This is a genomic window from Thiomonas sp., from assembly GCF_054608695.1.
The window spans coordinates 1-25,714 of the sequence record NZ_JBTRXV010000061.1 but is presented as its reverse complement, the minus strand read 5'-3'; the positions used below and the strand labels follow the sequence as shown (position 1 = coordinate 25,714).

Here is a 25,714-nt window from a genome sequence, read left to right as displayed (position 1 = left end):
GAAGTGGAGTTTGCATGCTAGGACGGCTCCCGGGGCAATACAAGGAACCCAAGGAACTGCACTGGGGTGTGAGCAGACCGTGCGCCAGGCCAGCAATCCTGAAAGAGATCACCGCATCAGGGCAGCGCGATTCTGGAATAGGACCTGCCGCGCGACCCGGGCAAGCCACTTCATGGGTTCGGATCTTGCCTGCAGAGTTCTGAAGCAGGCACTTGGATGCATTCCATCGCGCTTCGTCGGCGATGTTCTCGAGAACTTTTGGTGAAAGCACATCATGCGCGAAGACGACGACAACAGCCCGACATTACCCCTGCCGCATGCGGTGCAAGAGCGCAGTGCGAGCGAGCCGACGCCGTTGCTGATGCATGTTCCGGTCAACATTCGCAGCATGTCGCTGGTGCTTCTGGCCTCGTTGGCAAGCATCTTCGTACTGAGCTGGGCCAAGGCCGTTTTCATACCGCTCATGACGAGTCTGATGCTGAGCTACGCACTTTCGCCGGCGGTGAACTGGCTGGAACACCGACGCATACCTCGCTGGCTCGGTGCCGCCTTGATCCTGTTGACGATTTGCAGCGCAGTAGGCGTTGCCGCGTACTTGCTGAGTAACCAGGCGACGAGGCTGGTTGTCGCCTTACCGGCTGCCGTCCAAAAGTTCAAGATGGAGATCAAGCCCAGCAATGGAAATCACGACACAGCACTGGAGACGGTGCAGAAAGCCGCAACCCAAATTGAAAAGGCGGCCGGGAATCGGAGGGAGGTTCGCAACAGCCATGAAGCCATGCGCGTGGTCGTTGAGCCTTCGAGTTTCAATGTCAAAGACTATTTGTGGTCGAGCACGATCGGCTTGTTGACCCTGCTTGGTCAGACCGCAGCCGTGCTGTTCCTGACCTACTTCCTGATCATTTCTGGCGATAGCTTCCGACGCAAGCTGATCAAGCTGGCCGGACCGAGTTTGAGCAGCAAGAAAATCACGCTGCAAGCTCTCCATGAAATTACCGATCAGATCCAGCGCTATCTGCAAGTGCAGATTTTCACGAGTGCGCTGGTGGCCGTGCTCACCGGGCTGGCGCTGATGGCGCTGGGTCTACAAAACGCCGCAGTCTGGGGCATTGTGGCGGGTGTCTTGAACCTGGTGCCTTATGTCGGCTCACTGATCACGGCATCCACATCGGGACTGGTCGCTTTTTTGCAGTTTGGCTCTCTCGACATGGCCCTGGTCATCGGCGGGGTTTCCCTGGGGATCCATACGCTGGTTGGCAATTTGCTGACGCCTTGGCTGACCAGTCGCAGCAGCCAACTCAGCCCGGTGGCCGTCTTTGTCGGATTGCTCGCCTGGGGGTGGCTCTGGGGGGCCTGGGGTTTACTGCTTGGTGTGCCGATTCTGATGATCGTCAAGGCAGTTTGTGATCGTTTGGATGGCTTGAAGCCGATTGGTGAATTTCTCGGATCTTGAGCGGCTTGGCGCTGCCGACCTGATGATCGGGCCGTGCCAAGCTCGATTTTCAGACTTCACATAGGACGCTACGGGCGGCCAAGGGTATGCGCTGGCGCGTCCGACGCCGCTGCGCAGTGCCCAGAGATCGGCAGAGTCTGGGCACCGCGCGGCCTTAATACATGACGCAGCATGGCTAGCGTGCAATATCCTCAAGCCGGCGCTTCGTCACTTTCGGGCCCATCGTGGCAACGACGAGGAAAACCCCCACCATGGCTGCGGCGATGAAACTGAACACCCCCATGGCTCCATAGTGCCCCAACAGCCAAGCGATCAAAAATCCGCTGAACACCGCGCTGATACGGCTGAACGAATACACGAAGCCCACAGCTCGCGCCCGGATGCGCGTCGGGTAAAGCTCGGACTGGTAAGCATGAAACGCAAAGCTCATCCAGTTGTTGGCCAGCGTGACCAGGATGCCAAACAGCACAATCGGCAGCGCAGCCACAGAATTGGCGAACAGCAAGCCGGCACCGGCGACCACCAGGGCAGCGATGCCGATCTGCCACTTGCGCTCAAATCGGTCCGCAAACACCAAACCGATCAGTGGCCCCACGGGATTGGCCATCGCGATGATGAAGGTGTACTCCAGCGATTTGGTGACATCCAGCCCCTTTGAAATCAGGTAGGTCGGTGCCCAGACCGCAAAGCCGTAAAAACCAACGGTCTGCAAGATATTGAACAGGATGAGCATGGTGGTGCGGCGACGGTAGGCGTCGTGCCACATTTCCATCCATGCGCCGCGCACCGTTTCGTCCTCTCCCGCCACCACGACCGGTTGGGGCAGCGGCCGCCCCGTCTCGGCCTGCACCTTGCCCTCAATGGTGCGCATGATGCGATCGGCCTCCTCGTGCCGGCCGTGCTGCGCCAGCCAGCGGGGAGATTCGGGCAGGCGCAGCCGGATGAACCAGACGAACACCGCGCCAATCGCGCCAATGATCGCCACCCAGCGCCAGCCGTCCAGCCCCATGATTTGCTGCGGAACCAGCATCCACCCGAGGAACGCCACCACCGGAACCGCCGCAAAGGCAAAGACCTGGTTGAACGCGAAATATTGTCCGCGTTGCGCGCGCGGCGCCAGTTCCGACACGTAACTGTCGATGTTCACCAGCTCCACGCCAATGCCGATGGAGGCGATGAAACGCCAGATGTCGATGCTCATCGCCGTGTGCTGAAACGCCATGATGAGCGTGCCCGCGCAGTACCACAGCAGCGACCAGGTATAGATCGCGCGCCGCCCATACCGGTCCGACAGCCAGCTCACGAACAGGGTGCCCACCCACAAACCGCCGAACAGCGCGGCGACGAAGCTGGCAATGCCCTCCATGCCGAACAGGCCCTTGGTGGTGGCGGTGAACACCCCGCTCTTGAACAGGCCGGGGGCGATGTAGGCGGTGAGGAACAGGTCGTAGAACTCGAATGAGCCGCCCAGCGACAACAAGGCCACCATGTTGCGCACGGTTCTGGAAGGCGGCAGGCGGTCGATGCGCGCGGCGATGGTTGGACTCTGGGGCGAAAGCGCCGCAGCGACAGGTCTTGAAGCCAAGTCCTGTGGCGACGATGCTGGAGTTACGGGTATTGAAGCCATGTCTTGTCTCCTGATGTCTTTGGGTTGTTTCAAAATTCAGAGAGCACCTTCAGTGAAGCGCTCTGGCTGAACCGGTTGGCGGCCTACGAGGCAGCTTGCATCTCCCGCGAGCAAGCTTGAACAACGCAGAGCAAGGCAGGCCGCAACGGCCTCGCTCGGAGTCTCCGGTGGTGGATCGACGACAACATGGCGCATGCCTCCATCAAGGTTTGGTTCATGCCATACGCCTTGACCGGGAATTGCTGGAAAAGCATGCGACCAGCCTTGGCCAGCACAGACGTCCGTGCCGGAACCCGTTTTTGACAGGGACAAAGGTGCGTTCACAGCGCGCTGCCACGCATTTCACCCTCACTGTCATGATGCGTTGTGCGGAGTTTCAAGCACTTCGTCATCCAGGCGTTGGGATGCAGCGCTTCGTCTTGTACAGATCTTCGAGTTGGTCGTATTCGGCCAGACCGATGAGCGTGTTGAACTCGGCAAAGGTGATCATGTCCCGGACCTTGTTCGCCGTGCTCTTGGCCGTCCGGAGTTCCTTCAAGTACGACTCGACCGCTTTCGCTGCGGCGTACAGTGGGCCGAGAGGGTAGATGGCGATCCCGAAACCCAATCCCTCGAGTTCATCGGCGCGCAGCAGGGGGGTCCGGCCACCCTCGATCATGTTGGCGAGCGTCGGCGTGTTGGGAAACGCCTCATTGATCCGCCTGAGTTCGTCCACGTTCTCGGGAGACTCAATGAAGATCACGTCGGCGCCGGCCTGCTCGTACGCTCGTCCCCGCCGCAGCGCTTCTTCCAGGCCATGGCTGGTCCGAGCGTCCGTGCGTGCAACGATGACGAAATCATCGTCCTGGCGCGTGTCGACGGCCGCCTTGATCTTCTGCACCATGTCCTCCATCGGGATGACCTCGCGCCCCAGCATGTGGCCACACTTCTTGGGGGAAACCTGGTCTTCGAGCTGGATGCCGCAGACGCCCGCTTTTTCGTATTCCCTGACCGTGCGCTTCACGTTGATGGAATTGCCAAAACCGGTGTCGCCGTCGGCCAGCACGGGGATGTTCACAGCCTCGGCGATATCGCCCGCCCGCTTCAGCATCTCGCTCATCGTGAGCAAACCCACGTCGGGCGCACCCAGCACGCTGGCCGAGGCGCCGTAGCCCGTCATATACACGGCGTCGAACCCACAGCGCGCGATGATCTTGGCGCTCAGCGCGTCATAGGCGCCGGGTGCAACGAGCAGTTGCTTGGCCCGAAGGAGGTGCTTGAGTTGGGTCGTTTTTTTCATGAGACAAACCTTTTTGAGTTGAATGCGTTCGCTTCAAGCAAGCTGGAGTGGTGTGTGGTGCGGATGCAGATCCGTTCTTTTCCCGGCCTTGAGGACCTGCCCCGGAACGTCGTGACCGAGGAAGTGCGGCAGATCTTTCGCGATCGCGAGCAGCCGATCCAGATCGACGCCCGTGGAAATGCCGCACGACTCCAGCATGTGCACCAGATCCTCGGTGCAGATGTTGCCCGTGGCACCGGGCGCAAAGGGGCAGCCGCCGATTCCGCCCAGCGAGGCGTCGAAGCTGCGGGCGCCAGCCTCGATGGCGGCGATCACATTCGCCAGTCCCATGCCGCGCGTGTTGTGAAAATGCAGGGTTAGCGGAACTTCCGGGAACGTCCGCAGGAAAATCTGTACCAGTTCTCCGACCTGTCTTGGCGCGGCCATGCCAGTCGTGTCGGCGAGCGTCACGCTGTGCATGCCCATGTCGAGGTCGTGCGTGGCAGCCCACAAGATCTTGCTTGGCGCCTGGTCGCCGTCGAACGGGCAACCGAAGGCTGTGGCGATGGTGCCGTTCACGCGCACCTCGGTCCCCCTGACCATGGCCATGACACGGCGGAACTGTTCCAGCGATTGTTCACAGCTCATGCGCATGTTCGCCAAGTTGTGGCGCTCTCCGATGGACATGACCAGGTTGATTTCATCCACCCCACAGGCCAGTGCCCGCTCGCAGCCGCGTTCGTTCGGGACCAGGCAGACATAGGCCACATCGGCCGCCCTGGTGATTCCACGCATGACTTGCTCGGCGTCCCGCAGGTTGGGTATCGCCTTGGGCGAGACGAAAGAGGTCACCTCGATCTTGGCCAGGCCGGTCCGGGAAAGCCGGTCAATCAGTCGGATCTTGTCTTCGGTCGGCACAAATACCGACTCGCTCTGGAAGCCGTCACGCACGGCGACATCTTGGATCGAAACCCGCATGGGCGATTTCGAGAACAGCATGTTTGTGCTCCTATTGATGTTTGCCAAATCCGTGACAGTCCGAACCTCTCCCCACCCCAACCCTCCCCATGCATGGGGAGGGGACCGTCTCCTCCCCCACCTTGTGGGGGAGGCTGGGAGGGGGAGCTTTGTGCGCCGCTTTGAGTCTGTCGCCAATTCTGGAAATCTCAATAGGCTGGCGATGGCCGCCTAAACGACGCCCTGCGCCCTGAGTTCGTCGACGGCGCTGCTGTCGATGCCAATCGATGCCAGCACCTCCGCGGTATGGGCGCCAAGCGCGGGGCCGAGCCATTTCGTCCGCCCCGGCGTCTCGCTCAACTTCGGCACGATGCCGGGCAGGTCGATCGCTTGCCCATCCGGCAGGGAGAACCGCCCAATCATGTCGCGCGCCCGGTAATGGGGGTCCGCATGGATGTCGGCCGCCGTATAAATCTTGCTGCACGGAACCGCTGCCGCATCGAGCGTTTTGAGCACATCGTCCAGGTCGTGAGAAGTCGTCCACCTGGAAATCGCTTCGTCAAGCATGTCGTTCTGCTCGACACGGCCATCATTGCGCGCAAGTTTGGGGTCGCCGGCCAGGTCGTTGCGGCCGATGGCCTGCATCATTCGCTTGAAAATGCTGTCCCCATTGCCGGCGATGACGACGTACTGGCCATCCTTGCACAGGTAGGTGTTCGAGGGAGATATCCCCGGCAAGCTGGCCCCCGTGCATGCGCGGACATAACCGGAAACCGAGAACTCCGGAACGAGGCTCTCCATCACGCCGAAGACGGCCTCATACAGTGCAACATCGATGTATTGCCCCTTGCCTCCATTCACCTTGAGGTGATGCATCGCCAGCAGCGCGCCGATCACCCCGTACAGTGAAGCGAGCGTGTCACCAATGCTCACGCCCATGCGTACGGGTGGGCGGTCCGGGTAGCCCGCCAAATGGCGCAGCCCGCCCAGGGATTCCGCGATGGCCGCGAATCCCGGTCTATCCCGATAGGGGCCTGTCTGGCCGTAGCCCGAGACGCGCACCATGACCAGGTCTGGATTGATCTGCGACAGCTGCTCCCAGCCCAAACCCCATGCTTCGAGCGACCCGGGGCGGAAGTTCTCGATCACGATGTCCGCATCCCGAACGAGGTCGCGGACGATCTGCTGGCCCTTCTCCGATTTGAGGTTGAGCGTGATCGATTTTTTGTTGCGGCTCTGCGTGTACCACCACAAGGATGTGCCGTTGTGGAGCTTGCGCCATTTGCGCAGCGGATCGCCATCACCGGGCGGCTCGATCTTGATCACTTCGGCGCCGAACTGGGCTAGAAGACTCGCGGCGTAGGGTCCGGCGATGAGCGTCCCCAGTTCGATCACCTTCATTCCAGCAAGGGGCGACTTCCCGTCGCTGTTCGATGTTTTCGAGCTCATCGAGAAGCATCGCTCAGCTTCATGGCGCCCGGACTGCTTGAATGAACCATTGATCCTCCTATGCGGAATGGCCGGTGCTCGCTGGTTTTGGCAGGTGCGACACCGTGTCATCCGAAGTATGGATGCGGCTTCAAGCGGGGTAAAACGCTATTACGCGAGCCTGCCATCACGAAATACGATGGCAGGCTTGGGGCATAGGGTTCAGGGTGGTTTTCTGAGATGGTCAACCAGAATTCTTGCGGCAACCGAAAGCGCGTCGTAGGAGCGAACGCAAATCGCCAGTTCGCGCTTCGCCCACGGCTCATTCAAAGGAATGGCTTTGATGGCTAAAGATTTCAAATAGGGCTGCGCGCTATTGCTTGGAATGATTCCGATACCCAGCCCAGCATCGACCATCAGGCAGAGTGCGTCATAGCTGGTGACCTGAATGCGCAGCTTCAAGCTTCGTTCAAGTTCAGTTGCTGCCTTGATCAGTTGATGATTGATGGCGCTGCCGGTATGGAGGCCGACATAATCAAAATCGAGTGTTTCGGCGAGACAGGCCGATTGTTTCTGCGCGAGGATGTGATGTCGTGGCGTAATCAGTACGAGTTCGTCGTTATGGTAAGGGAAGATTTCAAGATTCTGACCATGATGCCCCATGGTGAAAATGCCTATATCGGCTGCATTCTCGGCGACAGCCTTGGTGATCACCGTACTGATTTTTTCTTCCAGATGGATTTGCACGAGAGGGTAAACGGCCAAGAAGGATTTCAGTTTTTCTGGAAGGAGTTGGGTGATCGCCGAGATATTGGCAAACACTCGGATATGGCCCCGAATGCCGCTTGAGTACTCCCGCATCTGCGAGTAAATCTCATCGAGATGATGGAGAACGCCCCGCGCCAGATTCAACAACGCAATGCCCGCTGCCGTCGGTTCGATGCCTTTGTTGCTGCGCGTCAGTAACTGGGTGTTGAGTGTCTCCTCCAGTTCACTGAGTCGTTTGCTGACTGCGGACGCCGCGAGATGCTCAAGCTCGGCTGCGGCAGCGATCGTGCCCTCCTCAACGACACTGACGAATAATCTCAGAGAAGTTGGATCGAGTCGCATCATTCTGTCTTTCTCTTCATGATGTTGAGAAGTGGCTCCGTAGATCTGAACAGCATTCCCCGATTCATGCGACTACTGGCGGGTTGCAGGCAGGGCAGAGTTGCATGCGGCGGCCAGTGGTGCATGCGACGAGCCGAATGATGCAATGGGCAATTCGTGACCCACAGGGGGATTGATGGAATGCGGCCTGCTTGAGGGTTGCCAGATTGGCAAAGTAGCGCGCGTCAGGTGTGAACGCATCCAGACCGCACAGCAAGAGTGCCCGGTTGGGACATCGGGCTGCTCACCAGCCTCATGGGCCACCCGCTTCAAGGTGAGGCCTACCACCGCAGCGCTATCTCTTCTTGGCTTTGTTGGCGGCCAGGCGCTGAAGCAACCAGGCCTGTGCTTGGGGTTTGCTCACCTCGGCCAGGGCGCCTACATCCAGAACCAGCCTTGAGCTCGACAGGCAGTGCCCCGTGCGGGCGTCATACAGCACTCCGGTGATGCCGTCGGCCAGAACTTGGTGGCGTCCGTGGAACGACAATTCCACCACGAGACGTTGGCCCAGCAACAAACGCACTGGCTTCAAGTCGCGTCCGGCATGGGGCAAGGCTTTGCCCTGGATCCAGTGGCCCAGCGCCGCCACGGCACCATCCGTGAGATGGGTGGTCGTCGACATGTCTGAGGGAGGTTCGGTCTTGACGGCGGAGTGCATGCAGGGGTCGCTTCAGGTTGGGGGCGACCCATACCATAGCGTGCCGCTGACTTGTGCATCCGGGCCGCCACGATGAATCCACGCATCGGCCACGCCTCGATCGGCATCTTGAGTGCCGCGCGCCGCCTCGGGGCACGCCTCAGTAGCGCACCAGCACCACGCCAATCACCAGCAAGAAGGCGCCTGAAAGCCGCACCAGATCGACCGGGTGCCGTGGTACGCCGAACAGGCCGTAGTGGTCGAAGATCAGGGAGGAGAGCATCTGGCCAGCGACGAGCAGCGCCACGAACGCCGCCGTACCGATTCGGGGCACGAGCACGATGGAAATGCCGATATAGATGGCCCCGAACAGCCCGCCGCTCCATGCCCACCAGTGGCTGCGGGCCATGGCGCTGGCCTGGGGCGCCTGGTCACGCAAAACCAGGGCAAGGACGAGCATGCAGATCGTTCCACCGAGATAGCTCACGAATCCTGCCCATGCGGCGGAGTGCAGGCTTGCCCGCAGATCTGCATTGACCGCCTGCTGCATGACGAAGCTGAGTCCGGCGACAACGGCGAGCAGGCTGATTCCAACGAGGGCGGCGAATTGCGGCATGCGCCAGCTTATCGCGGCTTCGCCGCCGGCGTCCAGCGATCTGGGGTGATGGAGCTATTGGTGAGTCGCACTGGCCAATCAGTTAAGTTCAAACTCTACATACTCCACCAGACCTAGCCCTGCCCATGCCGGCTGCCTCCGAACACCGATTCCGCCGCTTGACCCTTGGACTCTATGCCTGCGTTCTGGGCCTGCTGCTCGCAGGCATGGGCTGGTACCTGGCCAGCACTTGGCGCGAACAGTTGCATCAGACGCGCGATCAACTCCATGCCCTGACGCAGTTGACCCATCAAGCGGTCCAGATCCAATTCGATCAATATGCCAGGAACCTGGGCTTACTCGCCTCGCAGCTTCAAGACGGGCACGAACTGGATCCAGGCTTGGTGCGCCGACGGCTGATCCAGTTCGCGCAGTCCGATCGCGGGATCGCCGTGCTGAACGTGGTTGGCGCCGACGGCCAAATCGTCGCCAGCACAGCGCTTGCCACCGGTGCGGTCAAACCCAACCTGAATGCCAACCCCGCGCTGCGCGGTTTCCTGGATCAAGCGCGCGCTCATCCCCGCGCCCTGCAGTTGTTTCATCCCATCGTCAGCCCCTTGGTTCACCGCCTGGTGCTTCATTTCGTTCTGGCTGAACCGACCCAGAACGGCTCCCTGTTCTATCTGATTGGCGGGATCGACATGGGCCGGCAGGTACAGCTCTATCACGCCCTGTTGACGCCCCGCCAGCGTGCGGCTGGCGAGGTGATCGGTGTGCTGGGGCAAGGGGGCTATTTATTCGGCGCCTGGCCGATACCCGGGCTGAACGCTGGGCCACCTGGGGCGCAAGGCAACCTCGACAACTTCTTGCTGCAGCCGCGCAACGGCGCCTTGCAGCAAGACCTGCTCAAACATCCGGAAGCCCTGCAGGGCGATGTCGACGGACTGATCAATATCGGGCTTGCCAAGACCGAATACCTCGGGGCGTTTCAGCGTTTGACCCATTTTCCTCTGTATGCCTTTGTCTTCGCACCCAAACCCCTGGTCTGGCAGAACTGGTGGCACTTGACCCTGGCGCCCCTCATCGGGACTGCCATCGGCATCGCGATGCTGACCCTCATCATGGGTTTGAGCCTGCGCCTGCAACGGCAGTGGTTCCTGGACACACAGCGCAAGAACGAACAGTTGCGCTCGGCTTACCAGGCCGAATCGCGTCAGAGCACCGCACTCGGTTTGCTGGGACAGACTTTGGTGATGACGATGCGCGCCCCGGATGCGCATGCCATCTTGCAGGGATTGTGTGCGCTGGCCACCGAGCGGCTGGGTTGTGCCCTGGTCTGGGTGGGTCGTGCCGCCGTCAATGCGCCGCGCCGCGTGAGTGTTCTCGCCTCGGCAGGGCATGCGGCTTATCTCGATGACATCGAGATTGCGCTCGATGACCCACAGACCGGGCAAGGCCCTTTCGCCCATTGCGTCAGCAGCCGGCAACCCGTCTTTTTTGGCATCGACACGCCGGCATTTCACCCCTGGCGCGATCGCGCACGGGCCTATGGCATCCAGGACATCTTGGCCTTGCCTCTGCCCATGGGCACGGGGCAGATCGACCATGCGGTGTTGTTCTACGGAACACACCCGGGTTTCTTCACCGACGCGCATGTGGTGGACACCTTGCGGCAAATGGTGCAGGAAGTGGCACTGGCCTTACAGTCTTTGCTGGCCACGCAAGCGCTTGAACGGGCGCGCCACGCAGAGTCCGCGGCCAATGCCCGCTACCACCAGATCTTCAGCAACCTTCCTGCTGGCGTGATTGTGTTCAACGCCGAAGGGCGGGTGCAATACTGCAGCGCGGCGTTCATCGGCCTGTACAACCTGGATGTCGATCCGCAGACCTTCGTCGGCCGTCCTTGGCGCGAGATCTGGGCGCAGATCGCCGAGTTGCACGTCAACCCCGAGCAGACCACCCAAAGGGTCAAGGCCCAGATGTTTCACAACCAGGCCGTCGAGGATGAGATTCGGCTTCGCAATGGCCGGGTGCTTCTTGGCAGCTACGTGCCACTGCACGACCAAGGCCAACCGCACGGGGCCTTGTGGAGCTTGCAGGACATCACCTCGCTCAAAACCCAGGAAGCCCAGATCAGAAAGCTCATCAACCAGGATCCTCTGACCGGCTTGGCCAACCGCCGCGCGTTTGACACCCGCCTCGCGCAATGCCTGTACGCGCTCGCATCAAGTCAGCAGCTCGTCGTCGGCATTCTGGATCTGGATTATTTCAAGAACATCAATGATCGGCTTGGCCACCAGGTGGGGGATGAACTGTTGATCGAGGTCAGTCGCAGGCTGGGCCAGGTCTTGCGTGATACCGATCTGCTGGCTCGTTTGGGTGGCGATGAGTTCGGCCTGATCTTGCCCGACTGCCCGAGCCTTGACCATCTGGGGGACATCGCCCAGCGTTTGCTGGACGCCGTGGAACCCCCCATGCAACTCAACGGCCATACCGAGAGCATCAGCCTGTCCTTGGGCTTTGCCGTGCAATTGGATGGCGCCATCGATGGTCCAACCCTTTTGCGCCAGGCGGACATGGCCATGTATGCCGCCAAAGCCGGTGGGCGGCGCCAGTACCGTATCTTTGGCGAGGCGATGGAGGCACAAGTGGCGCGGCATGAGTCCTTGCTGCAATGGGTGGGCCGTGCCTTGCGCGAACATCGGCTGGAACTGCATTACCAGCCGATCCTGTCCTTCACAACAGATGCCAAGGGCCTGCTGGTGGCCAGCGTGCGCAAGGCCGAGGCTTTGCTGCGGTTGCGTGACGAGCTGGGAACCTTGCATGCCGCGGGAGCATTCGAAGAGGTTTTGGATGATCCGCAATTGGCCGTACACATCGGTCGCTACGTCCTGCACGAGGCCGTCTCCCGGGCCCTGCAATGGCGAGCCGAGGGGCAACGTCTGCAGGTTTGCATCAATATCAGCCCTCGGCATTTCCTGGATCGTGGATTTCTTGAGGATGTCAAGCAAGCCCTGAGTGCAGTACCGGCCGGCATCCGCGACCTGATCGAATTGGAGTTGACCGAACACGGCTCACAGCTCAATGGGCAACAGGCCCGAGACGTCGTCAAGGCGTGTCGATCCCTGGGTGTTTGCGTCAGCCTGGACGACTTCGGCACGGGCAGTGCAAGTCTCACACACTTGCAACTTCTCGACGTGTCAACCGTCAAGATTGATCGTCGCTTCACCCGAGATCTGTTCAGTAGTGATGCTGATCTGAGCATCACCTATGGCATGTTGCGTACCGCCCAGATGATGGGCTTGAATGTGGTCGCGGAAGGTGTGGAATCTTCACGCCAGGCCCTGGCCCTGTGCGTCATGGGATGCCTGCACTTGCAGGGCTATGTCATTGCACGACCCATGTCAGCGCAACAGCTCCATGCGTGGCTGGGCCAATGGCGAGAAGCCTTGCCCTGGATTGTCCAGATAGAAGGCGGGCTGCAAGTGGATGACGCGGCCATTCAAGCCATCGTGACCCACAGCATCGGGATCCGTAACCTGGTGCAGCAGACGATCAGTGATCAGGACCGCGATTTTTACCTGCAGCCCAATGCGCATGAACTCTGCCTGCTCGGAACTTGGTGCACCAGGCAAGCTGAGCGGTACCAGGGCGGCAGCCCCTTCGCTGCGCTATTGAGCAGTCATGCGGCGTTTCATGACCTGGCACGACATGGCATGACCGAACCCGGCATGGTGGAGCCCGCAGCCCTCGAGGCTGCCAGCCAGCGTGTGCGTCAGGCGTTCTGGGATGTCCTGCTGGGATGCAATGCGACTGAGGCAGACCAACAAGCCTAGTGATCAGCGACTGTTCCGCTGATGAACAGCGCGACAAGTGCAAGCTTTCAGCGTCAGCAGATGCCAGGGATAGGAGAAGGAGTGTGTCAGGTGCCGAAGAAATTCGCATGGTGCGTTCGCTTGCCCACGCATCCGCGCTAAGAGCCCAAGTGGCCGTGGTCGCATTGCATGAAGACATGACTCTGACCAAGTCCATCAATCCGTCCAGGCGCGGGAAGCATTGTTATGACTTTGGCCTTGACGCGAGGTTGGTCCTTTGGCATAATTTCAGATTGCCTTCACAAGAATACAAGGCTGTTGACGCGGAGTTTTATGCGAATGCCCGCAAGACGGCTAGCTGTCAAGCCGTTGTCAGTTCAAGTCAGTTGGAGTGGTAGTTCAGTTGGTTAGAATACCGGCCTGTCACGCCGGGGGTCGCGGGTTCGAGTCCCGTCCACTCCGCCAAAAATTCAAAGTTAGTTCATCGAAGCCACCCTTGCCGGTGGCTTTTTTCTTTTATAAATCAACACGTTGCACAAGGTCAAGCGCGAATTTCCGTCACCTGCCGTGAGATTGGGCGCGTCTGCATCAGCCCGCTTGTGGGAGAGCGCTGGGGAGACATAGGATGAACTTATCCCCAGTTCTCCCCACTCCCATGCCCCAACTCACCGACTCCGCCGTGCGTGCCGCCAAACCGGCCTCCGGCAAGACCACCCGCCTGTATGACAGCGGCGGCCTCTACCTCGACATCACCGCGGGCGGCAGCAAAGGCTGGCGGCTCAAGTACCGCTACAACGGCCGCGAGAACCGCATCTCGCTGGGCGCCTATCCCCTGGTCAGCCTCAAAGAGGCCCGGCAGCAACGCGACGATGCCAAGCGCCAACTCCTCCAAGGCATCGACCCCAGCGCCGAGCGCAAAGCCCGCCGGCAGCAAGCCCAAATCGACGCCACCAACAGCTTCCAGCAGCAGGCCCTCGAATGGTCCGAGCGCCAGAAGATCCTCTGGGTGGACTCCCACACCCGGGACGTCGAACGGCGTCTCAGGGCCAACCTCTTCCCCGATCTCGGCCCCCTGCCCATCGACCGCATCACCCCCGTGCAAGTCCTCGACACCCTGCGCAAGATGGAAGCCCGCGGCGCCCACGATCTGGCCCACCGCGTCATGCAAGTCGCCTCCCAGGTCTTTCGCTACGCCATCGCCTGCGGTCGCTGCACCATCGACCCCACCGCCGGCCTGCGCGGCGCCTTGACCCCACACGTGCAAAAGCACCAGCCCGCCATCCAGCCCGACGAACTCCCCACGCTGCTGCACACCATCGACCACTACACCGCCCAGGGCGGCGAAGCCCAGACCCAGCGCGCGCTGCAGTTCCTGGCCCTGACCTTTGTGCGCACCAAGGAACTCATCGAAGCCACCTGGGACGAAATCGACCTCGACAAAGCCCAGTGGCTCATCGCCGCGCCGCGCATGAAAATGAAGCGTGACTTCCTCGTCCCCCTGTCCACCCAGGCGCTGGCCCTGCTGCAGGAACAACAGCGCGCCTGCCGCAACAGCCTCTACGTCTGGCCCGGCCGCAACACCCGCGTGCCCATGAGCAACAACACCTTGCTCTTTGCCCTGTACCGCATGGGCTACCGCAGCAAGATGACCGGCCACGGCTTCAGAGCCGTGGCCTCCACGATCCTGAACGAGCAGGGCTGGCGCCATGACGTCATCGAGAAACAACTCGCCCACGAACCCGAGAACCGCGTGCGCGCGGCCTACAACCGCGCCGAGTATCTGCTCGAGCGCAGCCGTCTCATGCAGCACTGGGGCGATCAACTCGCTGCGCTGCGCAAAGGCCATGTGCTGAAGACGCCGATGCAACCGCGCCACCTTCTTGCTGTAAACTCTGACTTAACACCGTGATCCAGTCCTTCCGCCACAAAGGGGTGCAGGTCTTCTTCGAAACGGGAAGCCGCAAGGGGATTCAGGCCATGCACGCCGAGCGGCTGCGCGACATGCTCACAGCGTTGAACGTCGCCGCAGGCCCGCAAGACCTGGCCCGCCCGAGTTGGCGGCTGCATGCACTGAGCGGCGACCGTCAGGGGTTTCACGCCATGACCGTACAAGCCAACTGGCGGTTGGTGTTTCGCTTCACCGCAGAAGGGGTGGAACTGCTGGATTACCTGGACTATCACTGAGAGGTCGAAGACACCGCCATGGATATGCACGATCCCGCCCATCCCGGAGAAATTCTTTCGGGCTGGCTGCAAGACCTGGAACTCACCGTGACTGCCGCCGCCCGCCACCTCGGCGTCTCGCGCGTCATGCTCTCGCGCATACTGCATGGGCATGCCGCGATCACTGCCGACATGGACGTGCGCTTGTCGCAGGCGCTGGGCACATCGCCCGGCTACTGGCTGCGCCTGCAGACGCAACATGATTTGTGGCAAGCCCAGCAACGGGCCAAGGATCGGCCGATACTGCAAAAGCTTGCGGCGTGACGGCAAAACCACAGCGACGCACACATAGCCACTGAAACACTGGCGTAACGACCAGTGCTGCGTAAAAATACAGTCATGCTCCCGAACCAGCACAATCCGCGCCTTGACTTCAGGACGCTCATGCACCTGTGGCCACTGCTTGCCGCCGGACTGTTCGGGCTGTGGGCATTGACCGGACATTCCCCGCACGCACTCGGCGGGGTCATGGCGTTGCTCCATTTGGTCTATGTCTTTGCCGCAATCTGGCTCTTGATGACAGCCTTCGCGCTCTCGATACGCCCAGCGTTGATCAAGAAGACGGATCGCCCAGCCGACCCGCTTGCAGCAGATGCCGGGCCGCCGAGTCGCAAGCCGGAACCATCAACCCCGCCACCTCGCACCACCGTCCGCGATTGACACCGCGCCTGGGCAACCCCAGGCACAGATCAACGCGGACGGCCGTGCCCAGATGAAGCCATCCGCACGTCCGTCCAGCCCGGTACACCGCCGGGACGGAGTGTGGAATGTCAAAACCTGAAGACCCCATCGACCGCCTGCTCAAGCTGGGGATCAAATGCCTGTTGACCGACAAGGACGTTGCTTTGATACTCGGCATCAAGCCCAGCGGCATGCGCCAGCGGCGGCACAAGCACCCTGAAACCTTGCCACCCTCGATCATGAATGGCAAATTTCATCGCTACGTCCCGGAAGATGTGGCGGCGTGGCTCCTGGCCAAGAAGCGCGAGCGCTAGGGCAGGGCGCTCATACTGGCGTTTCAGCTTGGTGGTGGCAAGCAGCGGGTCTGAGCCGACATGGCCGACGACTTCTCCCCACTCGGCCGCCCTGTTTGCTCGCTACCAAAGCGGTGAAAAGGCCGGTATGCTGGTCGGAATCACGGTCCGGCGTGGGTCAGAATCTGTTCGATTAGACAGTTTGGCGCAATTTGTCTGGTTTCCGCACTCCCGACATGTTGCGCTTCGCACTTGAAACAGCCTCTATTGCATCAGGGCAGGAACCGATACCCGACTCCTGTCTCCGTCAGGAAATGTCGGGGTTGAGCGGGGTCCTCTTCCAACCTGTGGCGCAGTCGCCCCATATATACGCGCACATAGTGACCGTTTTCGACGGCGCTTGGCCCCCAAACATCGCGCAGCAATTGCCGGTGAGTGAGGACGACTCCGGGATTGCGCACCATGGTGCACAACAGACGGAACTCCATTGCCGTGAGATGCACCGCTTCACCATCCTTGCTGACGATGCGTTTGTTCATGTCGATGGTGACCGTGCCGAACTGGATCACACTCCCTGTATCCACCGCGCCGTGCCGGCGCAATGCGACACGCACGCGTGCCAGGAGTTCGGCAACCCCGAACGGCTTGCTCAGGTAGTCGTCGGCGCCGAGGTCGAGCGCGGCAACCTTGACGAGTTCATCGCTGCGTGCCGACAGCACGATCACCGCAACCTTGCTCCAGGCGCGGAATGCGCGCAGAAAATCCATGCCGTCGCCATCGGGAAGGCCGAGGTCGAGAATGACCAAATCGGGCTTGCGCGTGCCGGCCTCAATCAAACCGCGTTCGCACGTCGATGCCTCGAAGACGCGATGGCCCTCAGCTTCCAGTGCGGTGCGAACGAGACGGCGGATGTCGGCCTCGTCTTCCACCATCAGGACATTGCTACGGTTTTCCATGATGGTTATCGTCGTCGACTTCGGGCTCGACCTGGGGCGCTGGCTGCAGCGGCAAGGTGAATGTGAAGACCGCTCCGCCTTGCGGTCTATTGTCCGCGCGAATTGAGCCCCCGTGGGCTTCGACGATAGAACGGCAGATTGCCAGGCCGAGACCGACTCCCGGGATCGTTGACTCGGCATGACCCCGCGCGAATTTATCGAAAAGCATCGCCTCGCGTCCTGGGGGCAGACCGGGGCCAGCATCCCAAACCGAAATCTGCACCGCTTTGGTGGCAACGCGAGCACTCATTCCCAAACGGGTGCCTGGCACGGTGTATTTCAGCGCGTTGTCGAGCAGGTTGATGAACACGCGTTCGAGCAACTCGGCGTCGGCCTGAACCAGGGGCAGGTCGGCGGGCAGATCGATGTCGAGCGGATGTTGGGCGAGTTGTTCCTGATCGACGGCGTGTAGCGCGCTGCCGACCAACTCCTCGATCGATTGCCAGTCCTTGCGTAGCTTGATCTTGCCCGATTGGAGGCGCGCCATCTCGAGCATGTCGTCGACCATTTTGGCAATGCGCCGCGCCTGCTGCGCAATCGCTGCCAACTGTTTGCTCAACTCGGCGGACTCTTTGCCGAATTGCAGCTTGAGCAGGTCCGAGGCACCGATCAGTGTCGTCAGCGGTGTGCGCAAATCATGCGAAAGCGCCGACAAGACCGAATTGCGCAAACGCTCAGCCTCCATCGCTAGCAGCGTGTCCTGCGCCACGGCGACAAAATGCTGGCGCTCGAGTGCGATTGCGATCTGCGTCGTGAAGGTGTCGAGCAATCGACGTTGCTCGGGAATCAATACGAGGCGCGGATTCTCCAGTGCAAGCACCAGCACGCCACGCGTGCGCATCGGCGCCTTCAGCGGCAGATACAGCAAAGGCAGCGCGGGCAAGGTGTCGGTGCCGATGCCGGCGGCTTCGCCGTGGTCGAGGCACCAGCGCGCGACGTCGATGTCGTACTGCGCAACGCCATTGGCGCCGTCTTCGGCTGGGTAGAGCTTTTCATCTGGCGATAGCAGCAGCAGCACGGCGCCCGCGCGAAAGCTGTTTTTGCAATACAGCAGGCCGATTTCCACCACCTGCTCGACGGTCAGCGCGCCAGAGAGGTCGCGGGAGAGCGAGTACAGATCGTGGGTGCGGCGCTCCCGCTGGGTGGCCACCTTCACCTGGTAGCGAAGATTCGCCGTGAGATGCCCAATCACCAAACCGACGCCGAGCATGACGCTGAAGGTGAAGAGGTATTGCACATCGCTGACGGCGAAGGAAAAGCGAGGCGGGACGTAGAAGAAATCGAATGCCAGAACATTGACCACCGCCGCCAGCACTGCCGGGCCTCTCCCAAGCCGCAGCGCGACAACCACCACGCCGAGCAGGAAGAGCATGACGATGTTGGACAGATCGAAATAATTCCGCAAGGGGCTCGCCAGCCCCGTGATGGCGGCACATATTGCAAGCGTCCATAGGTAATGGCGCCACGCCACCGGTGGACGCTCGGCCGCCGATACCCCGCCATGCGATCGTGTGGATTCGCCCTGCGCATCCGGCGCGATCAGGATGAGATCGAGGTCGGGCGCGATGCGATCGAGAGCACGGGCCAGCGAGACGTGCCTGATGTCCCGCCACCAGGGGCGAGGCTGACGGCGTCCGAGCAGGACGCGGTTAAGGTTGTGCGTGCGCGCGTATTCATGCACTGCGGCGGCGGGCTCCGGACCGGACAACACCGCAGTGTGGGCTCCGAGGTCGCGAGCGAACTGCAAGACCTTCAAGATGCCGGCACGCCTGTTTTCGGCAAGCCTGGCCAGCGCCGGCGTCTCGACATAGACCGCGTGCCAGTGGGCGTGCAGCGCCTCAGCCAGGCGCGCCGCGGCGCGTACCAGTATCGTCCCATTGTCGGGGCCGACGCACACCAGCAATGCCTCCGAGGCACCCCAGACGGCGCCGCCGACCTCGGCACTGCGGTAACTGCGCATCTGGCTGTCGACGCGCTCGGCGGTCAGGCGCAAGGCGAGTTGGCGCAGCGCCAGCAGATTGCCTTTGCGAAAGAAATTGCGGATCGCGCGCGCCGCCTGCGCCGGCACATAGACTTTGCCCTCTTTCAGTCGCTGCAGCAGTTCGTCCGCCGGCAGGTCGACCAGAACCACGTCGTCGGCCATGTCGAACAAGCGGTCGGGCACGGTCTCGCGGATCTGCACCTCGGTGATGCTGGCGACGATGTGACTCACGCTGTCCAGGTGCTGGACGTTGAGCGTGGTGTACACATTGATCCCAGCCGCCAGCAGTTCCTCGACGTCCTGCCAGCGCTTCGGATGCCGGCTGCCAGGAGCATTGCTGTGGGCAAGTTCGTCGACCAGGAGAATGCCGGGCCGCCGCTGCAGGGCCGCCTCGAGGTCGAACTCGAGAATGGTTCGCTCACCGTTGCTGATCTGGGACTGCGGCAGACATTCGAGCCCTGTCAGGAGTTTGGCGGTCTCTTCGCGTCCATGGGTCTCAACAATGCCGCAGACCACGTCCACCGCCTGCTCGCGCAGGCGGTGCGCTGCGGCCAGCATCGCATAGGTCTTGCCGACGCCGGGGGAAGCGCCGAAGAAAATCTTGAGCTTGCCCCTCTTCTCCCGCAACTCGTCCTGCTCCACCTGTTGCAGCAGTGCGTCGGGGTCTGGCCGATCCTCTTCAGTCATAGCAAATGGATATTCATCGGTCAATGATTGAGCCCATGTGGTTCGGGCTGGGAAACCAGTGCGGCCTTCGGCACACAAAACGTCATCGGAAAATGGAGGACATCGGCAGATCGTCTGGCCAACCTAGCCGTGATGAGCCCTATCGCGCCACTGCGCGGTCGGCAGCGTCAGGCGGGGAGGTGTGGTCCGATTCAGTCGACGTGTGTCACGTCAAGCTTGTCGAGGGCCAGGTTCAGCGCCAGCACATTGACCCGGGGCTCGCCGAACACGCCGAGCCAGGGCTTGCGCGCGATGCGGTTAATCAGCGCCTGCACCTGTTGCGGGGTCAGGTGGCGGGCCCGCGCCACGCGGTCGCGTTGATACTCGGCGGCGGCCAGGCTGATGTCGGGGTCGAGCCCGGAGCCGGAAGCCGTCACTAGATCCACGGGAATCGGCGCGGTGTTGCCGGGGTCGGCGGCATGCAGCGCGGCAATGTTTTGTTGGACCGCTTGCAACTCAGCAGGATTGGTTGGCCCAAGGTTGGAGCCTCCGGATGCCAGTCCGTTATACGGCTGCGGCGAGGTGGCCGACGGCCGGCTCCAGAAATACTGCGGCGCTGAAAATGCCTGCCCGATCAAAATCGATCCGACCGGTTTGCCCGCAACGGCGATTACCGAGCCATTGGCCCGCCAGGGAAAGGCGACTTGCGCCAGCCCGGTGACGACGAGCGGATAGATCAGACCGGTCAAAACCGTGAAGGCGAGAAACAGGGTCATCGCAGGACGAAAAGTACGGAACATCGCGGTCTCCAATTCAAACCAAGTGCATTGCGTTCAACACGAGGTCGATCGCCTTGATGCCAAAGAAGGGCAAGACGATTCCTCCCAGGCCATAGATGAGCAGGTTCTTGCGTAGCAGCACCGCAGCGGACAGCGCCCTGAACTTCACACCCTTGAGCGCCAGCGGGATGAGGAAGACGATGATGATGGCATTGAAAATCACCGCTGACAGGATTGCCGAATCGGGCGTCGCCAGATGCATCACATTGAGCGCGGCCAACTGCGGATAGGTGGTCATGAACATCGCCGGGATGATGGCGAAATACTTCGCGACGTCGTTGGCGATGCTGAAGGTGGTCAGTGCGCCGCGCGTCATCAGCATCTGCTTGCCGATTTCCACCACCTCGATCAGCTTGGTCGGGTTGGAGTCCAGGTCGACCATATTGCCGGCCTCGCGCGCGGCCTGCGTACCGCTGTTCATCGCCACCGCGACATCAGCCTGGGCAAGCGCTGGGGCATCATTGGTGCCGTCACCGGTCATTGCAACCAGACGGCCCTCGGCCTGGTACTTACGAATCAGCGCCAGCTTGGTCTCAGGCGTCGCCTCGGCCTGGTACTCGTCAACCCCGGCCTCGGCGGCAATGGCCGCCGCGGTCAGACGGTTGTCGCCGGTGATCATCACGGTTTGGATACCCATGCGCCGCAACTGGGAGAAACGCTCCTTGATCCCGTCCTTGACGACATCCTTAAGCTCAACCACCCCAAGTACCCGGACGCTGTCAACGACGACGAGTGGTGTGCTGCCGCGGCGGGCAACATCATCGACGATGCCCTGCAGATCGTCTGGAAGCAGCCCGCCGCCGTCTTTGACATAGCGCCCGAGCTCATCGGCGGCACCTTTGCGGATCGGCCGTTGCCCGAGGTTCACGCCACTCATGCGGGTCTGTGCGGAAAACGGGATGAACACGGCATTGAGGTCTTTGAGATTGCGCTCGCGCAAGTTGAAACGCTGTTTGGCCAGGACCACGATGCTGCGCCCCTCGGGAGTTTCATCGGCAAGCGATGCAAGTTGCGCGGCGTCGGCCAGCTCGCGCTCGTCGACGCCAGCGACTGGAATGAAGGCGCTGGCTTGCCGGTTGCCCAGGGTGATGGTGCCCGTTTTATCCAGCAGCAGAACATCAATGTCTCCCGCAGCCTCCACTGCTCTCCCGGACGTTGCAACGACATTCGCACCGAGCATGCGACTCATACCCGCGATGCCGATGGCCGAAAGCAGCGCACCAATGGTGGTGGGGATCAGGCAGACGAGCAGCGCGACCAGCACCGTGATCGTGACGGGATGCCCAGCACCGTTCGCCTTGACGGCGTAAATGGAGTAGGGCAGCAGCGTGACAGTTGCCATCAGCAGGATGACGGTGAGGGCAACCAACAGAATGGTCAACGCAATCTCATTGGGCGTCTTACGGCGCTTGGCACCTTCGACCAGTGCAATCATGCGGTCCAGGAAGGTTTCGCCGGGGTCCGCAGTGCAACGCACGACGATCCAGTCCGACAGCACGGTCGTTCCCCCGGTCACCGAAGAGAAATCGCCCCCCGATTCGCGGATCACCGGAGCCGACTCGCCGGTGATGGCGCTCTCGTCGACCGTGGCCGCGCCTTCGATCACCTCGCCATCGCAGGGAATCACATCTTTGGCCTGCACCACGACGACATCGCCCTTGCGCAGCTCATCCGCCGGGACCGTGTGCCATGCCGATCCGTAATGGGGTTCATGCAGCTTCTTGGCCCAAGCAGAGCCCTTGGCGCTGCGCAGACTGGCTGCCTGGGCTTTGCTGCGACCTTCCGCCAGCGCTTCGGCGAAGTTGGCAAACAAGACCGTAATCCACAACCATAGCGTGATGGCCCCGATGAAGCCAGCCCCCGCCTCGCCATGTCCGCCAAGTGCCTGAATCCACAAACCGGTGGTCAGCAGACTGCCGATGTAGACCACGAACATCACCGGGTTGCGAAACTGGGTGCGCGGGTCGAGTTTGCGGAACGTGTCGGCCATGGCCGGCCCAAGCAGGGCTCGGTCCAAAAGTGGGAGTGTGCGGCGTGTCATAAGTCCTCCGCGTGGGGCGCTCAATGCGCACCCCACAAGATCAGGTGTTCGACAATCGGCCCCAAGGCCAGGGCCGGCAGGAAGGTCAGTGCTGCCACCAGCACCACGGTGCCGATCAGCAAGCTGACGAACAGGGGGCCGTGGGTCGGCATGGTGCCGCTTGTGACGGCCAAGCGCTTCTTGGAGGCCAGCGAGCCAGCAATGGCCATGGCCGCCACGATCGAGACGAAGCGCCCGAACCACATGGCCAGGCCGAGTGTCAGGTTGTAGAAAGGGGTGTTGGCCGACAAGCCGGCAAATGCGCTGCCGTTGTTGTTGGAAGCTGAGGTATAGGCATACAACATCTCCGAAAAGCCATGGGCTCCAGGGTTGGCGAGCCCCGCCAGGCCTGCCGGAACGACTGCAGCAATCGCCGTTCCCACCAACACCAGGATGGGCGAGACGAGAAGGCCGATGGCCACCATCTTCATCTCGAACGATTCAATCTTCTTGCCGAGATACTCCGGAGTCCGGCCGATCATCAGGCCGCCAACAAACACCGCCATCAAGGCCACCATCAACATGCCGTAAAGGCCCGTCCCGATGCCGCCTGGCGCCACTTCACCCAACTGCATCAGCACCATGGGCACCAGGCCGCCCAGCGGAGTGTTGGAGTCGAACATGGAGTTCACCGCGCCCGTCGAGGTGCCCGTTGCCGCAACCGTGAATACCGCGCTTCCGGCAATTCCGAAGCGGGTTTCCTTGCCTTCCATATTGCCGCCGGCTTGTGCCGCAGTAGCTTGCTGCGTGACATGCTGACCGGTCAGCAGGGGATTGCCTTGTTGCTCGAAATGGGCCTCCGCGCCGACGGCCACGACGAACATCAGCGCCATGGCAGCCAGCAGCGCCCAGCCCTGCCGCGTGTCGCCGACCATGCGGCCGAAGGTGTAAGTGAGCGCGGCCGAGACCAGCAGGAGCGCGAAGATCTGCAGGTAATTGGTCAGCGCGTTGGGGTTCTCGTAAGGGTGCGCGGAGTTGGCGTTGTAGAAGCCGCCGCCATTGGTCCCCAACATCTTGATCGCCTCCTGCGACGCCACCGGCCCCATCGGCAGGGTTTGCGTCGCCGCCTGCGACGCCACCATCACCGGCGCACCTTGGGCGTCCTTCACCGGATTGCCTTGGGCGTCGGTCTTTGGAACCATGTAGCTGACCGGCGCGCGCAGGCTTACAACCTGGTCGGGCTGGAAAGTCTGCGGCACGCCCTGACTGACCATCACCAGTGCGATGACGAAGGAAATGGGTAGCAGCACGTAGCTCGTGATGCGGCTGACGTCGACCCAGAAATTGCCGATCGTGGCCGTGGAGCGGCGGGCGAAGCCGCGAATCAGCGCGAACGCCACCGCGATGCCGGTCGCGGCGGAGAGGAAGTTCTGCACCGCCAGCCCTGCCATCTGCACCAGGTTGCCCATCGTGCTTTCGCCGGCATAGCCCTGCCAGTTGGTGTTGGTGACAAAGCTGATCGCCGTATTGAAAGCGGAGTCTGGGCCGACAGCGCCGAAGTGCTGCGGGTTGAGTGGCAGCCATCCCTGCAGGCGCTGCAGCGTGTACACCGCCAGCACCCCCAGAAAATTGAACAGCAGGAGGGCCCGGGTATAGGATCCCCAAGCCATTTCCTGCGAGGCATCGACGCCGGCAAGCCGGAACAGCCGCGCTTCAAAGCCCAGCAGGACGCGCGGCATGCGCCCTTCGGCAACCGCCGCCATATAGAGTCCAAGCGGCTTGATGGCAAGCCCCAGGCCGACGAGCAGGGCGACGAGCAGGGCCCAGAATTGGAGCGTCATCAGAAGTCCTCCGCGCGGATCAGCGCATAGCCGAGATAGACAAACAGCAGCAGGGTGACGACACCGCCCAACACATAGAGTGCGTTCATGTCATTTGCTCGCTTGCAGTCTCTCGCAACCGCGTGCGAGCCACACCACTGCCAGATAGCAAACCGCGGCCAAACCCAACCAGAACAAATCCATGATCCATCTCCGTCGGAAAATGCATTGACTGAAGGCTAGTTGCCGGGGTGTAAATTTGGTGTAAAAAGATCACCCGCGCGTGTCAATACGGTGTAAACCACCGTTTCCGAGAACGATTGAATCGAGAATGCGCTGGGCTGCAAATCAAGGGCTTGGCGTTCTCGTTTCACTTGCTCGATTGATGGTGTTCAATTTGTGCGCCAACTGGTGAGTTTTGAGAACGTCCGGCAGTTTGCCGTGGTCGTGGAGCAAGATCACCCGACTCCCTTCCGGATTCTGAATTTGGGCCGCGATCAAGCACGCCTGAGACACCGATGCGGCCATGCGTCTGCCGTGGTTGTCTTCGACGGTCAGTCTTGCCGGACGAACAATTCCTCTGCATCATCGGGGGCGTGTACACATCGCCATCGCCTTGTCGGCGATGCAGCGCCTCAATCAGGAGAAAACAATGGATTTCATGACAGGTGTTTATCTGGCTGCAGGGCTGGCCGTGGCCCTGTCGTTGGCGGCGGTGGCGTTCGTGGCCTACTTGGCCGATCAGCCCGGTGGCGTCATCGAGATCGGGACGCCGCGCTGGGTCATGCCGAAATCGGTCGCTTGCGGCATGAAGCTGCAGCGCGGAGAAAAGCTTCGCTGGTTGGTTCAGGACGACGGATCGGTGCGCGTGGAAAAAGCCTAGCTGCGCGGGCAAGCCCCCCCCGCAACGTTTGGCGTCGAGAACAGGCGCCGCGTTGCTGGGAAGGGCAACGACCGCATCGCCTTCACCCAGCTCTCCGCGAAGGTGCAGATCACGACGCCTCGTAGATCATGCGTTCCATGCACTGGCTCACAGTCTCTTGACCTTGACGCAGCCGGCGCAGCCGCGCATAGGCCTCGGCGCTGATCTTCACCGTCTTGGTCCCGTCCTCGACGCGCTGCTGGGGCTCGACCTTCACCAGGACCCCGGCGAAAGTTTGATATTTCGTGCCTGACTTGGGCAGCCCGTTCAGGAACTTCCCATCCTGGCGCCCCTCGATTTGGATCGATTCCGGTTGATTGGGGTCACCGCGCATCACCGCCACCACACGCACTTC

The 25,714-nt window shown here is 61.4% G+C and carries 22 protein-coding genes and 1 tRNA gene; 9 read left to right on the top strand and 14 right to left on the bottom strand.

What is annotated here, in order from left to right; all coding sequences use genetic code 11:
* Nucleotides 1–274: 274 nt before the first annotated feature.
* Complete coding sequence (locus ACYCUK_RS16825; protein ID WP_461595830.1) at nt 275–1,453, top strand: AI-2E family transporter; 1,179 nt, start codon at nt 275–277, stop codon at nt 1,451–1,453.
* 175 nt (nt 1,454–1,628) lie between these two features.
* On the opposite strand, the gene ACYCUK_RS16820 is transcribed toward ACYCUK_RS16825, so the two are convergent.
* From ACYCUK_RS16820 to ACYCUK_RS16790, 7 genes are all read right to left on the bottom strand, one after another.
* Entirely contained in the window at nt 1,629–3,080 is a 1,452-nt protein-coding gene (locus ACYCUK_RS16820) for an MFS transporter (RefSeq protein WP_461595829.1), read from the bottom strand.
* Between the two features lie 388 nt (nt 3,081–3,468).
* Nucleotides 3,469–4,359, bottom strand: coding sequence for an isocitrate lyase/PEP mutase family protein (locus ACYCUK_RS16815; protein WP_461595828.1), 891 nt, complete (start codon nt 4,357–4,359; stop codon nt 3,469–3,471).
* A 33-nt stretch (nt 4,360–4,392) separates the two neighbouring features.
* Nucleotides 4,393–5,337: a hydroxymethylglutaryl-CoA lyase gene (locus ACYCUK_RS16810; RefSeq protein ID WP_461595827.1), complete on the bottom strand. Its 945-nt coding sequence runs from the start codon at nt 5,335–5,337 to the stop codon at nt 4,393–4,395.
* A gap of 189 nt (nt 5,338–5,526) precedes the next feature.
* Nucleotides 5,527–6,744: a CaiB/BaiF CoA transferase family protein gene (locus ACYCUK_RS16805; RefSeq protein ID WP_461595834.1), complete on the bottom strand. Its 1,218-nt coding sequence runs from the start codon at nt 6,742–6,744 to the stop codon at nt 5,527–5,529.
* Between the two features lie 201 nt (nt 6,745–6,945).
* A complete protein-coding gene (locus ACYCUK_RS16800; RefSeq protein ID WP_461595833.1) occupies nt 6,946–7,833 on the bottom strand; it encodes a LysR family transcriptional regulator in 888 nt (295 codons plus the stop codon).
* A 334-nt stretch (nt 7,834–8,167) separates the two neighbouring features.
* Complete coding sequence (locus tag ACYCUK_RS16795; RefSeq protein ID WP_461595826.1) at nt 8,168–8,494, bottom strand: hypothetical protein; 327 nt, start codon at nt 8,492–8,494, stop codon at nt 8,168–8,170.
* A gap of 175 nt (nt 8,495–8,669) precedes the next feature.
* Entirely contained in the window at nt 8,670–9,125 is a 456-nt protein-coding gene (locus tag ACYCUK_RS16790; protein ID WP_461595825.1) for a DMT family transporter, read from the bottom strand.
* A 125-nt stretch (nt 9,126–9,250) separates the two neighbouring features.
* On the opposite strand from ACYCUK_RS16790, the gene ACYCUK_RS16785 reads away from it, so the two are divergent.
* From ACYCUK_RS16785 to ACYCUK_RS16755, 7 genes are all read left to right on the top strand, one after another.
* Nucleotides 9,251–12,940 (top strand): EAL domain-containing protein, encoded by a 3,690-nt coding sequence (locus ACYCUK_RS16785; RefSeq protein WP_461595824.1) that lies wholly within the window; start codon nt 9,251–9,253, stop codon nt 12,938–12,940.
* 367 nt (nt 12,941–13,307) lie between these two features.
* A tRNA-Asp gene (locus tag ACYCUK_RS16780) sits at nt 13,308–13,384 on the top strand.
* Between the two features lie 190 nt (nt 13,385–13,574).
* Nucleotides 13,575–14,828, top strand: a complete 1,254-nt coding sequence (locus ACYCUK_RS16775) for a tyrosine-type recombinase/integrase (protein ID WP_461595823.1) — start codon at nt 13,575–13,577, stop codon at nt 14,826–14,828.
* Nucleotides 14,825–15,103 carry a type II toxin-antitoxin system RelE/ParE family toxin gene (locus tag ACYCUK_RS16770; RefSeq protein WP_461595822.1) on the top strand — a complete coding sequence of 93 codons (279 nt, stop codon included), beginning with the start codon at nt 14,825–14,827 and terminating at the stop codon, nt 15,101–15,103. The genes ACYCUK_RS16775 and ACYCUK_RS16770 overlap by 4 nt, the downstream gene beginning before the upstream one ends.
* An 18-nt stretch (nt 15,104–15,121) precedes the next feature.
* Nucleotides 15,122–15,406, top strand: coding sequence for a HigA family addiction module antitoxin (locus ACYCUK_RS16765; protein WP_288118220.1), 285 nt, complete (start codon nt 15,122–15,124; stop codon nt 15,404–15,406).
* A gap of 75 nt (nt 15,407–15,481) precedes the next feature.
* Nucleotides 15,482–15,802, top strand: coding sequence for a hypothetical protein (locus tag ACYCUK_RS16760; RefSeq protein WP_461595821.1), 321 nt, complete (start codon nt 15,482–15,484; stop codon nt 15,800–15,802).
* Between the two features lie 107 nt (nt 15,803–15,909).
* On the top strand, nt 15,910–16,137 hold the full coding sequence (locus tag ACYCUK_RS16755) for a hypothetical protein (RefSeq protein ID WP_461595820.1): 228 nt from the start codon (nt 15,910–15,912) through the stop codon (nt 16,135–16,137).
* A gap of 251 nt (nt 16,138–16,388) precedes the next feature.
* Here ACYCUK_RS16755 and kdpE read toward each other — a convergent pair whose 3' ends face one another.
* From kdpE to kdpF, 6 genes are all read right to left on the bottom strand, one after another.
* Entirely contained in the window at nt 16,389–17,072 is a 684-nt protein-coding gene (gene kdpE / locus ACYCUK_RS16750) for a two-component system response regulator KdpE (RefSeq protein ID WP_461595819.1), read from the bottom strand.
* Nucleotides 17,059–19,779 (bottom strand): two-component system sensor histidine kinase KdpD, encoded by a 2,721-nt coding sequence (gene kdpD / locus ACYCUK_RS16745; protein WP_461595818.1) that lies wholly within the window; start codon nt 19,777–19,779, stop codon nt 17,059–17,061. The genes kdpE and kdpD overlap by 14 nt, the downstream gene beginning before the upstream one ends.
* Nucleotides 19,780–19,970: 191 nt before the next feature.
* Nucleotides 19,971–20,558 carry a potassium-transporting ATPase subunit KdpC gene (gene kdpC / locus ACYCUK_RS16740; RefSeq protein WP_461595832.1) on the bottom strand — a complete coding sequence of 196 codons (588 nt, stop codon included), beginning with the start codon at nt 20,556–20,558 and terminating at the stop codon, nt 19,971–19,973.
* A 13-nt stretch (nt 20,559–20,571) separates the two neighbouring features.
* Nucleotides 20,572–22,638, bottom strand: a complete 2,067-nt coding sequence (gene kdpB / locus ACYCUK_RS16735; protein ID WP_461595831.1) for a potassium-transporting ATPase subunit KdpB — start codon at nt 22,636–22,638, stop codon at nt 20,572–20,574.
* 20 nt (nt 22,639–22,658) lie between these two features.
* Nucleotides 22,659–24,458 (bottom strand): potassium-transporting ATPase subunit KdpA, encoded by a 1,800-nt coding sequence (gene kdpA, locus ACYCUK_RS16730; RefSeq protein ID WP_461595817.1) that lies wholly within the window; start codon nt 24,456–24,458, stop codon nt 22,659–22,661.
* A complete protein-coding gene (gene kdpF, locus ACYCUK_RS16725; RefSeq protein WP_461595816.1) occupies nt 24,458–24,547 on the bottom strand; it encodes a K(+)-transporting ATPase subunit F in 90 nt (29 codons plus the stop codon). The genes kdpA and kdpF overlap by 1 nt, the downstream gene beginning before the upstream one ends.
* Nucleotides 24,548–24,963: 416 nt before the next feature.
* On the opposite strand from kdpF, the gene ACYCUK_RS16720 reads away from it, so the two are divergent.
* Entirely contained in the window at nt 24,964–25,320 is a 357-nt protein-coding gene (locus ACYCUK_RS16720) for a hypothetical protein (RefSeq protein ID WP_461595815.1), read from the top strand.
* A 109-nt stretch (nt 25,321–25,429) separates the two neighbouring features.
* Here ACYCUK_RS16720 and ACYCUK_RS16715 read toward each other — a convergent pair.
* Nucleotides 25,430–25,714: hypothetical protein (locus ACYCUK_RS16715; RefSeq protein ID WP_461595814.1), on the bottom strand; the 285-nt coding region annotated here is incomplete at its 5' end.